The following is a 12,367-nucleotide window of genomic DNA, read 5'->3' as shown; positions in this document are numbered from 1 at the left end:
ACTGACGTGACCCGGGGAATGTCTTCCCGGGGCGCCGTCATTGTTTGGAGCAGTCTATGAAGGCACCCTCTTCCAGGGATCGTGGAATCGTTTTTCAGGATTGTGGAATCGTTCCACTGCAGGCGCCGCACGAGGACGGCGTCTGCAAGAAAAAGGTGTCGACGACGCCGATGCGGCTCAGGAGCGACATGTATGAGCAACGAGTTCATGCCAAGCGCGCGTCTCTGCCCGAACCATGGACCGGGCAGGAGTCTGGCTCGGGGATCCTGCGCAAGCCGGGCTCCGCCGGCAAGCAGGGACTGCAAGTGAGCTTTGACGAAGAGGTGAAGCTGGCGACGTTCGTGCGTCACTCACCGTCGGCCAAGAATGTGCTGAAGGTCTTCAAGGAATGTGATGACGCTCGTCCGGACATCGAATTCATTGTTCCCGGTCAGGAGGCAAAGATCCTGGAAGACTTGCTGCAGACGGTCGAACACACGATGGCGAATGCGGTCACCCCGTCGCGGCCGGCCCGGTTGAGAGAAGCAGTGAACATGCTCAGGAACGACCTCGTACGACATGCGGAATCAAGTCAAAACAAGGAATTTGCCTCGCATTGTCGCGCGCTGCTGACAAGTCATCGGCAAGACCTGGACGCCATCTCCCCCCCGGACGACGGTGATCGCGAGGAGATCACCAAGCCGTCGCATGACATTGCCCGTCTCGGGGAAGTCGTCACGAGCATGCGTCGAATCAAGCTGGGCATGACCGTCGCGCGCATGCAGCAGGCCTTCTCGGATGTGAAGAATGAGGGCAGCGGGTTGCGCTACGTCGAGCGGCAGTTGGGCATGGCAATGACGACGCTGGCACAGGAAATGTCGACGTCGAAGATCGAGCTCCCCTGTGACACCGTGAGCGACCTCTGGCAGTCGTGGACCGGCGCCTGCCATGAGAACGAGGTGCGCGGGCACTTCGTGCGCCAGTGGTGGATGCATTCGGGCGCCTTGCGTGAGGACAGTACTGCCTTCGATGAAGCACTCGGTCGGCTCAGCGACTCGAATCAGTTCGATGACGAGCAGGTGAGGCAGGGACTGCGGCAGTTGCTCGATGCCCCGATGAGAAAGAAAGTCCGCATCGCGCTGTTGGAAGATTTTTGCGACATCGGGCAATCCGGGAGGTCGTTGGAGAAGACCCTGCAGAAGCTGGGTTCTGAAGACGACGCCACTGTCGACGAGACGCTGGACGAGATCGCGCCCCGCATTGCGGCATACGAGTACGAGCAACACGCAGTTCAGCCTGCACGCTCGATGATCCGGGCCGCGATGGCGGACTTCAAGGAGGCTGTGGAAGAGCTGCCGTTGGAGCACGCTTCTGTCGATGAGAAGAAACGGCAGCTGGAACCGCTGGCGGTCCAGTTCCGCGACGCCGTCCTTGACGCGCTGGAAGTTGCGGACCCGGACTGCCGGCGCCAGGCAGCGACCAGCTTCTTCGGCGCCATGAGCCGTCTTGAGACCGCTCTCGAACGCGGCAGTGCCACCGACCTCCTGACCGTATTGAAGTCTCTGAAATCGGACCTCGATCAGATTGCCTTTCGCAAGCCTTTCGCCAAGGCGGCAATAGGACGCGCGCTCAACGGAATGCTCGATATGGTCGGCGATGATCTCGAAACGGCAGGGCGCGTCGTCACCTGGCTGTCGATGGGTCTCACGGACGCACTCGAGGAAGCGTTCATGGCTTTGACGCGAGCGCTCGACACTCGTCAGGAGCCGTCTGCCTTGCGCAACCTGGTGGATGTGATGTTCAGACTGCAGACCCAGGATTGACTGGGTCGATGGCAATCGCCCATGCGCGCAGATTCCTCACGGTTCCGAGGCCTTCGGCATCGAGAGGAATGTGTCGCATGATCTCTGCGCAGATGTCGAGCGGCAGGTGGTGGTCGGTGCGCAGGCATTGCAACAGGCTGCCGGTCGCCGAGGAGCGGCTGCGGTTCGTCATCAGGACGTTCTCAAGCCGCGCCTGCTGCCGCTCGGACAGCGAGGTTCCAACCAGTTCGATGGCCCACAGGCCGCTTGCTGCGACGGCATCGATCAATCGATCCGCATCGCCCTGATCGATGGTGCAGCCCGACAGGTCCAGTGCCAGGAGGGAGCCGGCGGCACGGCGCAGCGCAGTCGACAGCGCGAAGACGGCTTCCGTCGGAATGTGCAGGCCTCGCAGCCGGACCCGGTCCAGGCTGGTGTTCTCAGGCAGCGCGTTGAAGAGCCTGCACAGGGCCGGACCGTCGAGGCGTGACCAGGACAGATCGAGCGATCGCAGGCCGCCGTTGGCCTTGACCAGTGCTGCAAGGGATTCGCCGGATGCTGCCGCGTTGGCACACGCGAGCGTCAGCGACCGCAGCGTGGCATGACTGCGCAGCGCAGTGGCCAGCAGGTCGACCGCTTTCGAGTCGAGGCCACAGTTGAACAGGTTCAGTTCGGTCAGCGAGGTATTCGTCAGCAATGCTTCGGCAATCCGCCGGACCTTGTCATCGTCGAGCTGCGTTGCGCCGAAGTCCAGGCCATGCACATGATGGGTCGTCAAGGCGTCGATGGCCTGGGCGAGTTCGTCCGGGGTCAGCCTTCGGCGCGAGAAATCGAGGCGAACGAGGCCATGGCGCTGGACTTCGCTCGTGGCTGCGTTTCTTGCGTCGGCGCGGCGCCGTCGACTGCCCATCCCGCCGAGCTTGGTCTTGAGCGGCTCGCCGACGAATTGCGTCCGGTGGCGAGTCGCAACGGCGGTGAGGTTCGGTTTCATGGGTGGGCTCCAGGGTGGTCGAGACCTGGCTGAGTGGCCTTTCGTCGCCGTTTGGTTCTCCCCGTCGAGGCACTGCCCTCAACGCTACACCCGCGCGCTCGCATGGCGAACACATCGCCACCAGGGTGATCTCCACATTTCCTGCACATCCCCTCCGAAGACTGCGGCGCGTCAAGCGTCAAACAGATCAGGGGGATTCATGCTGGACATCATCAGGCGGCTTGCCGTCATCGCTTCGCTCGCCGTGCCGCTGAACGCCGTGGCGGCGTACCCGCCCGGCGCCCAGGTCTGGAGCTGGACCTACAACGTGCGCGGGCAGAAGCTCACTGCCACGGCGCCCGACCACACCACGACCACGTGGACCTACTACGAGGACAAGACCGCCGATCACACGGTGGGTGATCTGCAGAGCGAGACCACGAGCGACGGTCGCGTCACGCGCTACCTGCGCTACAACCGCATGGGCAAGCTGCTGGAGAGCGTCGACCCGAACGGCATCGTCACGCTGCAGACCTGGGACCTGCGGCAGCGATTGCTGTCGCGCGACGTGGCCGGACGCATCACGCGCTACACCTACGATGCCGTGGGCCAGCTGAAGCGGTTGACCTTGCCCGACGGCAGCTGGGTCGGCTGGGACTACGACGATGCGCACCGCCAGGTCGCGGTCTACGACGAGCAGGGCCGCCGCATCGACTACCTGCTGGACATGGCCAGCATCAAGGTTCGCGAGAAGGTGCAGGACCCGCAGGGGACGTTGCGTCGAACGCTGGAGCGCATCGTCGACGCGCTCGGGCGGGTGCAGCAGAGCGAAGGCCGGGAGGCAGCGCGGTGAGGGCCGCCGTGCGGTGCCTCGTTGCCGTCGGCGTCGTCGCGGGCCTGACAGCGCAGGCGCAGACGCTGCCAGCGCCGCCGGTCTCGCCCCGCTCGGTGACGCGCTACGAATACGACGCCGAAGGACAGGTCACGAAGGTGATCCGCGGCGCCGGCACGCTGAACCTGGAGACACGGCTGGCCTATGACCCGCTGAACCGCCTCAAGGCGCACGTCGATCCCTCGGGCGGGGTGACCGAGCTGGAGCATGACGGTCGCGACCGCGTGACGCAGGTGACCGACCCGCGCCGGCTGGTCACGCGCTACCCCGAAAAGAACGGTGGCGGCCGCCAGGTGATCAGTCCCGACACCGGCATCACCGACCTCAGCGTCGACGAAGCCGGTCGCGTGAGCACGCGCATCGACAGCCGTGGCGTGACCGCGCGCATCGCCTACGACGCGGCAGGTCGGCTGAATGCCATCCAGTACCTGCAGCCCGGGCAGCCGGACGCGCTGCTGGTCTGGAACCACAGCCAGACCGGGCCGGGCTTCAGCTTTGGCATCGGGCGCCTGACTTCGACGATCTTTCCCGGCGGGTCGACGCAGTACGCCTACAACGCGTGGGGCGAGGTCGTCACGAGCACGCAGCGGGTGAGCCCGACCGCTGGAGGCAACAGTGCACCGGTCACGACCGTCGTCGGCTACGAGTACACGCTCGGGCGGCTGACCGGCATCACGTACCCGTCGGGTCGCCGAGTGGCGATCCGCTGGAACGGCTCGCAGATTGCGTCGATCGCGCTGGCCAAGGACGCGGGAAGTGCCGAGGTGCTGCTGATCGATCAGGTGATGTACCAGCCGTTCGGGACAGTCGAGGGCTGGCAGTGGGCGATGGCCCGCGGTGCGCAGGTGCACGATCGGGTGACCGACCTCGACGGGCGCATCGTGCGCTTGCGGATTGGCGATGTCTTCCGCGACATCCGCTACGACGAAGCCGATCGGATCGTCTCGTTCACGCACCTGGCGCTGGATGGCATGCCGCGACCCGCGCTCGACCAGAACTTCGGCCACGACGCGAACAGCCGGCTCACGAGCGTGGTCACCGCGACGACCAGCTGGGCGATCGCTCACGATCCGAACGGCAACCGCACCGAGCTGAGCCTGAGCGGGGTGCCCAGCACCTACGTGACCGAGGCGACCAGCAACCGGCTTGCTGCGATGACCAACCCAGCGCGCAGCTTCGGGTATGACAACGCGGGGAACACGACGAGCGACAGCGCGGGCTACACCGCGAGCTACGACCTGCCGGGCCAGCTGGCAGCGCTCGCGCGAGGCGGGGTGACGGCGCGCTACAGCTATGACACCGAGCGGCGGCGCATCCGCAAGTTCACGAGCGACGGGCCGCAGAGCACGGTAATCTTCGTGTACGACCCGCAAGGTCAATTGCTCGGCGAGTACGACGCGCAGGGCCGCGCGATCCGCGAATACGTGTGGCTGGACGACGTGCCGGTCGCGGTGTTCATGCCGGATCCGTCGGACGCGGCAGGCGCGCCGCTGGTGTACTTCATCCACACCGATCACCTGAACACGCCGCGCATGGTGGTCGATCGCGAAGGCCGGCCGCGGTGGAGCTGGATGGCCGAGCCGTTCGGCACCACGGCGCCGCTGACCAACCCAGCCGGGCTCGGGGAGTTCATGCTCAACTTGCGATTCCCAGGGCAGTACGCGGATGCGGAGTCGGGGCTGTTCTACAACTGGAACCGCTACTACCGGAAGGAGGGCGGAGACTACACGCAGAGCGATCCGATCGGGTTGGCGGGGGGAATCAATACCTATGCGTACGTGCGCGGAAATCCGACATCGCGAGTTGATCCTTCTGGCCTGCTCGATCGTCTGGTCTTCGATGGAACCTACCTGACGGGATACGAAGACATGGGTGTTGAGTTCCGGGTGCCGGCGGTGTCCGGCCCTTGGGGCAACGGGCGATTGCCCGAGGGTGTCTACGACGGCAGCAACTTCCGCCCACGCAATGAGGTGGGTAACAAGGCCATGCAATGCGAGGGCAGGGGATGGAGCCTTGACCTCGATCCGACCTTCCAGACTTCCCGGGATCTCCTGCGTATTCATCCTGATGGAAACGTGCCGGGTACTCAAGGCTGCATTGGTCCGGCATGCGGCGCAGCTCAAAGAACGGTTCATGACGCCCTCCGCGAATACTTCAAGGAAGGTTGGTCGGGAATCCCTGTCATCGTGAGGTACCCGCAATGAGGTGGTCGCTGACCTTCGTGGCAATCTTTTTTTTGTATCCGGCTTTGGCGGACGCTGGCTGCGAGCGGAAGAACCCGGCACAGGTCATTCAGGTTCTCCGACGAGGCATTGACCTGAACGAGCGATTCAAGCGCTCAGTCAATTCAGGCGATGGAACCACCTACAAGACCTTGCGCAGGCAGAACGAACAGTACAGCGAAAAGACGGCCTTGCCGTGCGTGCGTCGGGCTGTGGATATGCTTGACCGGGAGTTTGACGAGGGTTTGCTTCGCGCACTGATGGCGTACGCGGTCTCCCGCCAGAACTCGGCGGACGAAGCGGTCCCCGAAGCGTTGGCTTCGGTGTTCGCGAAGCATCCTGACGCTGTTGCTTCAAGCCTGATGGTGGTTTCTCCTGGGCGTGCAAAGGTGCTGCTGCGCACCATCGAATCCGGGTGGCCCGGTGTTCGAAGGGAACTTGACTCAACGCTCCGCCAGGACCGAGATGAGCGCCTGAAGGCACTGCGTGTCGAACAGTCGAAAAGGATGACAGTCGAGCAAGCAACCCCTGTCGACGCAACCACCTATCCGCGGAGCATGCGATGACAACGATTCCCTATTGCTGCGCAAAGACGGGGCGTGAGCTGAAGCGGTGACTTCAATGACCTCCTCGAAGCTTGTTCATGGCTGCTGAAGACCTTTTCTGATCGCCAGGGGATGGATCGAGGCCTTGGCGCCCCACCAACTCAGACTGCGTTGCGTGCCCGACATGACGAGGTGACCCGGGCTCATACCGGCATTTTCGAGTCTCGGAATCGGGCCTCGGTTGGAAGACGGAAACGATGAACAGAGACCAAGCAGTCAGAATCAAGGAAAAGGCACTTGCCGCTGTTGAGGAACTTGCCTCGGTGCTCGCCATCGTCAAGGACAAGGTCTCCAGCGAGGAGTTCGAGCAAGTGAAGAAAGGCGTTGGACTGGCCATTGGGTCCATCGAGATTCAGGTCAACGCGCACCTCTATCGGCAATTTCCTGACCTGGAAACTTGAGGCGCTCAACGGGGTGCACAGTTCGATACCGCCGCCCTACGGCACCGCCCTCAACACCGCATACAACTCCCTTGTCCGCACCGGCTTGAAGAGCACCTGGTGCCCGCTGTCGTGCACCCGCTTCACCTGCTCCGGCGAGGTGTCGCCGGTGATCAGCAGCGCCGGCAGCGGGGCGCCGTAGAACTCGCGCACGCGTTCGATCGCCGCGATGCCGTCCTCGTCGTTCGCGAGCCGCAGGTCGGACACCACGACGTCGATCACGCCGGCATGGCGGCGCACCTCGGTGCAGGCCTCGAGGATGGTGCCGGCCGTCAGCACGTGGTAGCCCCAGGTCTGCAGCAGCTCGCGCATGCCCTCGCGGATGATCTCCTCGTCGTCGATCAGCAGCACCGTGCGGTTCGCATCCACCTCGGCCGGCACGGTGTCGGCGGCGATCACCATGTTGTCCATCTCGACCAGCTCGGTCTGCTTGATCAGGATGCGGAACACCGTGCCGCGGCCCGGCGTCGACGCCACCTCCAGCCGGTGCCCCATCAGCACCACCAGCCGCTTGACGATGGCCAGGCCCATGCCCAGCCCGCGCGTGCGGTCGCGCCCCGGGTTGCCGACCTGGTAGAACTCGTCGAAGACCTTGGGCAGCTCGTCTTCGGCCATGCCGATGCCGGTGTCCCACACCTCGATGCTCACGTGATGCCGCCGGTTGCGCGCCACCACCACCAAGCCGCCTTCGTTCGTGTAGCGGATCGCGTTGTGGATCAGGTTGCTCAGCACCCGCTCCAGCAAATGCGGGTCGCTGGTGACGATCTTGCCGCCCGGCTTGAAGCGCAGCGACAGCCCGAGTTCCTCGGCCTGCCCGCTGCAGTGCATGTGCAGCACCCGGAACAGGTCGCGGATCGGGAACGACTGCAGGTTCGGCTCGATCACGCCGGCGTCCAGCTTCGAGATGTCAAGCATCGACGTGAAGCTCTGCTCCAGCGCGTCGATCGAGCGGATCATGTTCGTCACCATCGGCTGCAGCGGCGAGCTGCCGAGCTGCTTCTGCAGCGTCGCGGCGAACAGGCCGAGCGCGTGCATCGGCTGCCGCAGGTCGTGGCTGGCCGACGCGAGGAAGCGGCTCTTCTCGCGGTTCGCCCGCTCCACCAGGAACACCTGCTGGCGCAGCGCCCGCACCAGCGCGTCGTTGTCGAGCTTGGTCTGCAGCTCGCGCATCAGCAGCCGGTGGCGCGACAGCGCGAACACGCCGATCACCAGCCCCGACACCGCCACCAGCGAGCCGAGCGTCAGCGACAGCGGCAGCCCCTCGCGCAGCAGCACCGCGATCAGCGGCAGCAGCACCGGCAGCAGCCAGCAGTAGATGGCCGGCCGGTACGGCGTCGCGAGGTGCGCGCCGGCAGCGGCCACCGCGACCAGCACGCCGACCAGCCAGGAGGTCGCCGTCCAGTTGGTACTCGGCAACAGCCACCAGGCGGCGGCACCCCACACGGTGGACGACAGCGCCAGCATGACCAGGTAGCGCCGCAACCACTGCTGCGGCTCGGCGAGCGCGGCGCGGCCCTGGCGCCGGAATCGCCAGGCCAGCAGCAGCTGCAGCCCCTGCACGCTGTGCATCGCGGCCGACCACCACAGCACGCGGGGCTCGTCGGTCAGCAGCGCAAACACGCCCCAGCCGAGCAGCGCGACCGCGAACGCGCCCGCGATCGACCGGTAGGGATGCCGGAACAAGCGCTCCACCTGCGACGCGGCGGTGCGCTCGCGGCGGCGTTCCTGGCCTTCGTCGTGCGCGTCGTGGGCGGCCGAAGGCGCGATGCGGAACACCACCGGCGGCCGCGTGTTCACCGGACCGTTCAACGGAACAGGCTGATCAGGTGCGAGCGCGACTTGACGTCGAGCGCGAGCAGGATCGTCGACACGTAGTTCTTGATGGTGCCGAGCGACAGGCCGGTGGCGGTGCTGATCTCCTGGTTGGAGCAGCCGGACAGCACCAGTTCGAGGATCTCCAGGTGGCGCGGGCCGAGTTCGGCGACGCGGTCGTAGCTGGACGAGCTCGGGAAGCGCGGGAAGCGCCCGCTGGCGCCGTGGTGGGCGCCATGGCCGTTGGCGCCGCCGGGCGCGGCCGATAGCAGCGAGAGCACGATGTCGCACATCGAGCCCGGCGCCTGGCCCTTGGTGACGTAGCCGACGGCGCCGAGCGCGCGCACCTGACCAATCACGAATTCATCCTGCGTGCCGCTGATGACGGCGACGCGCGCCTGCGGAAAGGTCTCGAGGAACTGCTTCAGGCCCTGCAGCCCTTTGCAGTCGGGCATGTTCAGGTCGAGCAGCACCAGCGTGGTGTCGGGGTGGGCACGATAGGCCTCGATTGCATCGTGCAGCGTGCTCGCCTCGATCAGCTCGAGCGGCGTGCCCTCGATGGCCGACAGGCTGGTGACGATGCCGACGCGCAGCAGCGCGTGGTCGTCGACGATCAGGACCTTCGGGTGGGCGGACACGGCAGCGGCCGTGGATTCGGCGCCAGTGTGCAGAACAGGATTCATCGCAGGGGAGGCCTCATCGACGCTCAAGCAAGCGCGCATCGTATGCGCTGAGCGCGCAGGAGGCAAACCACCCATTCGGGCGAAACGCGTGATCCCACACGCCCGAACGGGGGTGTGTCGTCCCACCGCGCGCCTTGTCAGAACAGGTGCGTGAACAGCCAGTACAGCGAACCCGACAGCAGGATCGCCGCCGGCAGCGTCAGCACCCACGCCATCAGCAGGTTGCGGATGGTCGACATCTGCAGCCCCGAACGGTTGGCGGCCATCGTGCCGGCCACGCCGGACGACAGCACGTGCGTGGTCGAGACCGGCAGGCCGTAGACGTCGGCCGCCCCGATCGTCATCATCGCCACGAGTTCGGCCGACGCGCCTTGCGCATAGGTCAGATGGGTCTTGCCGATCTTCTCGCCGACGGTGACCACGATGCGCTTCCAGCCGATCATCGTGCCCAGGCCCAGCGCGATCGCGACGGCCACCTTCACCCACAGCGGGATGAACTTCGTCGCGTCGTCGATCTGCTTCTTGAAGGCCATCAGGTTGGCGCGCGCATCGGCATCGATGCCGGCGCTGTCGGCCTTGTCGAGGAAGCGGATCGCCTCCGAGGCCAGATACATGTCGTTACGCACGTTCGCGACCGCGTCGACCGGCACGCGGGCCAGCGAGCCATGCTGCTTCACCTGCTGGCCGATGCGGCCGGCCATCGCGGCCAGCGCCGGCACCACGTCGGGGGTCAGTGCCTTGGTGCGCACGTAGTCGGACAGCGTCTTGCGCGGATCGGCCGATGTTGCGGCGGGGGCGCCGTGCAGCAGCGAGGTCTGCGTGGCCTGCGCCATCGCGGCGAACTGCGTCACCTGGTCGACCGGCATCGCGCGGTTCAGCGCGTACGCCATCGGCACCGTGCCGACCAGGATCAGCATGATCAGCCCCATGCCCTTCTGGCCGTCGTTCGAGCCGTGCGCGAACGACACGCCGGTGCAGGTCAGCACCAGCAGGCCGCGGATCCACCACGGCGGCGGCTGGTTGCCCTTCGGCTCTTCGTAGAGCGCCCGGTTTTTCACGAAGGCGCGCAGCGCGACCAGCAGCAGCGCCGCGCAGCCGAAGCCGACCAGCGGCGACAGCAGCAGCGAGTAGCCGACCTTGGTGGCCTGCGCCCAGTCGACGCCGCTGGTGCCGTCGCGGCCGTGCATCAGCGCGTTCGCGATGCCCACGCCGATGATCGAGCCGATCAGCGTGTGCGACGACGAGGCCGGCAGCCCGAGCCACCAGGTGCCGAGGTTCCAGACGATGGCGGCGATCAGCAGCGCGAACACCATCGCGAAGCCGGCGCCCGAGCCGACCTGCAGGATCAGCTCGACCGGCAGCAGCGAGATGATGCCGAAGGCCACCGCGCCGCTGGACACCAGCACGCCGAGGAAGTTGAAGAAGCCCGACCAGACGACGGCGATGTTCGGCGGCATCGAGTGGGTGTAGATGACGGTCGCGACCGCGTTCGCGGTGTCGTGGAAGCCGTTGACGAACTCGAAGCCGAGCGCGATCAGCAGCGCGACGCCCAGCAGCAGGAACGGCACCCAGGTGGTGGCGGGCGTGCCGGCCTCGCTGATGTCGCCGACCAGGCTGTAGCCGGTGAACAGCAGCCCGGCGGCGAGCAGGCCGACGAACAGGACCGCCGTCAGCGGGCCGGGCTTGCTGTCCAGCTGGGGGCGTGACGAGGGCGGCAGTGTTCCGGCGGTGGTCGTGTTCATGGCCGGATCGTCGGACGGCGTCGTGACGGCCGGATGACAGCCGGTTGTCACGATCCCGTCATCGGGTTGTTGCACCGTCGGGCACCCGTGTTTCCTTCCAACCTGCCGTACACACCATGAGCGTGAACCCCGAGCAAGACGAGTGGATGCAGCGCATCCACCGCGATCTGATGGACAGCTACGACGAGGAGCTCGAGCTGGAGATCGAGGACCGCGACCCCGACGGCACGCCGTCGGACCGCGAAGCGCGTCGCAGTTATTTCCGCGAGCTGTTCCGGCTGCAGGGCGAGCTGGTGAAGCTGCAGGACTGGGTGGTCGGCACGCGCCAGAAGGTGGTGATCCTGTTCGAGGGCCGCGATGCGGCCGGCAAGGGCGGTGTCATCAAGCGCATCACGCAGCGGCTGAACCCGCGCGTGTGCCGCGTCGCGGCGCTGCCGGCGCCCAATGACCGCGAGCGCACGCAGTGGTATTTCCAGCGCTACGCGACGCACCTGCCGGCGGCCGGCGAGATCGTGCTGTTCGACCGCAGCTGGTACAACCGCGCCGGCGTCGAGCGGGTGATGGGCTTCTGCAGCGACGACGAGTACGAGGAGTTCTTCCGCACCGTGCCCGAGTTCGAGAAGATGCTGGTGCGTTCGGGCATCGTGCTGCTGAAGTACTGGTTCTCGATCACCGACGAGGAGCAGCACCTGCGTTTCCTCGGCCGCATCCACGACCCGCTGAAGCAGTGGAAGCTGAGCCCGATGGACCTGGAGTCGCGCCGCCGCTGGGAGGACTACACCAAGGCCAAGGAGATCATGCTGGAGCGCACGCACATCCCGGAGGCGCCGTGGTGGGTGGTGCAGGCGGTCGACAAGAAGAAGGCGCGGCTGAACTGCATCGCGCACCTGCTGGGGCAGCTGCCGTACGGCGAGGTGGCGCACGCGCCGATCGAGTTGCCGCAGCGGGTGCGGCATGACGATTACTTCAGGCAGCCGGTGCCGGAGCAGATGATCGTGCCTGAGTTGTATTGACGCGGTGGCGTTGGGGCGTGCAAAGGCGCGGGTGGGGAGGCTGTGGCGCGCCGTCGGGGGCGGTCCTCGGCCCCCCCGGGGGCCGAGGACTGCCCTCCGCTGGCTGGCTTCATGGCCCGTCGCCGAAACTCCCTCCGCTCACTTCGTTCGCTGTGGTCAAACAGTCGGCGACAGTCAGTCCACGAAGCGTGCTGCGCACGCGGGCCA

At 66.0% G+C, this 12,367-nt stretch carries 10 protein-coding genes; 6 read left to right on the top strand and 4 right to left on the bottom strand.

What is annotated here, in order from left to right; all coding sequences use genetic code 11:
* The first annotated feature begins 56 nt into the window (after positions 1-56).
* Entirely contained in the window at positions 57-1,802 is a 1,746-nt protein-coding gene (locus ASC98_RS11010) for a hypothetical protein (RefSeq protein ID WP_157597811.1), read from the top strand.
* Here ASC98_RS11010 and ASC98_RS11005 read toward each other — a convergent pair.
* Positions 1,780-2,772, bottom strand: coding sequence for a hypothetical protein (locus ASC98_RS11005; RefSeq protein ID WP_162249248.1), 993 nt, complete (start codon positions 2,770-2,772; stop codon positions 1,780-1,782). The genes ASC98_RS11010 and ASC98_RS11005 overlap by 23 nt on opposite strands.
* Positions 2,773-2,971: 199 nt before the next feature.
* Here ASC98_RS11005 and ASC98_RS31070 point away from each other — a divergent pair, with 199 nt between their 5' ends.
* The 4 genes from ASC98_RS31070 to ASC98_RS10985 all read left to right on the top strand — a co-directional run bounded on the left by ASC98_RS31070 (position 2,972) and on the right by ASC98_RS10985 (position 6,871).
* The gene (locus tag ASC98_RS31070; protein ID WP_056810120.1) at positions 2,972-3,604 is read left to right on the top strand and encodes an RHS repeat protein; all 633 of its coding nucleotides are present in this window, start codon (positions 2,972-2,974) and stop codon (positions 3,602-3,604) included.
* The gene (locus tag ASC98_RS10995) at positions 3,601-5,847 is read left to right on the top strand and encodes an RHS repeat domain-containing protein (RefSeq protein ID WP_082541750.1); all 2,247 of its coding nucleotides are present in this window, start codon (positions 3,601-3,603) and stop codon (positions 5,845-5,847) included. The genes ASC98_RS31070 and ASC98_RS10995 overlap by 4 nt, the downstream gene beginning before the upstream one ends.
* Entirely contained in the window at positions 5,844-6,431 is a 588-nt protein-coding gene (locus ASC98_RS10990; RefSeq protein WP_056810126.1) for a hypothetical protein, read from the top strand. Before ASC98_RS10995 ends, ASC98_RS10990 begins: the two co-directional genes overlap by 4 nt.
* 236 nt (positions 6,432-6,667) lie before the next feature.
* Positions 6,668-6,871, top strand: coding sequence for a hypothetical protein (locus ASC98_RS10985; RefSeq protein WP_056810130.1), 204 nt, complete (start codon positions 6,668-6,670; stop codon positions 6,869-6,871).
* A 36-nt stretch (positions 6,872-6,907) separates the two neighbouring features.
* Here the strand turns inward: ASC98_RS10985 and ASC98_RS10980 are convergent, their stop codons facing one another.
* From ASC98_RS10980 to ASC98_RS10970, 3 genes are all read right to left on the bottom strand, one after another.
* Complete coding sequence (locus tag ASC98_RS10980) at positions 6,908-8,719, bottom strand: ATP-binding protein (protein WP_056810133.1); 1,812 nt, start codon at positions 8,717-8,719, stop codon at positions 6,908-6,910.
* A complete protein-coding gene (locus tag ASC98_RS10975) occupies positions 8,716-9,360 on the bottom strand; it encodes a response regulator transcription factor (RefSeq protein WP_056810136.1) in 645 nt (214 codons plus the stop codon). Before ASC98_RS10975 ends, ASC98_RS10980 begins: the two co-directional genes overlap by 4 nt.
* A gap of 182 nt (positions 9,361-9,542) precedes the next feature.
* Positions 9,543-11,147, bottom strand: a complete 1,605-nt coding sequence (locus ASC98_RS10970) for an inorganic phosphate transporter (RefSeq protein ID WP_056810139.1) — start codon at positions 11,145-11,147, stop codon at positions 9,543-9,545.
* A 116-nt stretch (positions 11,148-11,263) separates the two neighbouring features.
* Here ASC98_RS10970 and ppk2 point away from each other — a divergent pair, with 116 nt between their 5' ends.
* The gene (ppk2, locus tag ASC98_RS10965; protein WP_056810141.1) at positions 11,264-12,160 is read left to right on the top strand and encodes a polyphosphate kinase 2; all 897 of its coding nucleotides are present in this window, start codon (positions 11,264-11,266) and stop codon (positions 12,158-12,160) included.
* The last annotated feature ends 207 nt before the right edge of the window (positions 12,161-12,367 follow it).

Origin of the sequence: Rhizobacter sp. Root1238, assembly GCF_001425825.1 — a bacterium.
Taxonomy (GTDB): Bacteria; Pseudomonadota; Gammaproteobacteria; order Burkholderiales; family Burkholderiaceae_C; genus Rhizobacter.
The sequence above is the reverse complement of the archived record's forward strand: the minus strand, read 5'-3'. Positions and strand labels throughout refer to the sequence as shown.

Coding starts and splice junctions, on each gene's coding strand:
- ppk2 (WP_056810141.1), top strand. CDS start 11,264: ATGAGCGTGAACCCCGAGCAAGACGAGTGGATGCAGCGCATCCACCGC.
- ASC98_RS11005 (WP_162249248.1), bottom strand. CDS start 2,772: ATGAAACCGAACCTCACCGCCGTTGCGACTCGCCACCGGACGCAATTC.
- ASC98_RS11010 (WP_157597811.1), top strand. CDS start 57: ATGAAGGCACCCTCTTCCAGGGATCGTGGAATCGTTTTTCAGGATTGT.
- ASC98_RS31070 (WP_056810120.1), top strand. CDS start 2,972: ATGCTGGACATCATCAGGCGGCTTGCCGTCATCGCTTCGCTCGCCGTG.
- ASC98_RS10970 (WP_056810139.1), bottom strand. CDS start 11,147: ATGAACACGACCACCGCCGGAACACTGCCGCCCTCGTCACGCCCCCAG.
- ASC98_RS10990 (WP_056810126.1), top strand. CDS start 5,844: ATGAGGTGGTCGCTGACCTTCGTGGCAATCTTTTTTTTGTATCCGGCT.
- ASC98_RS10985 (WP_056810130.1), top strand. CDS start 6,668: ATGAACAGAGACCAAGCAGTCAGAATCAAGGAAAAGGCACTTGCCGCT.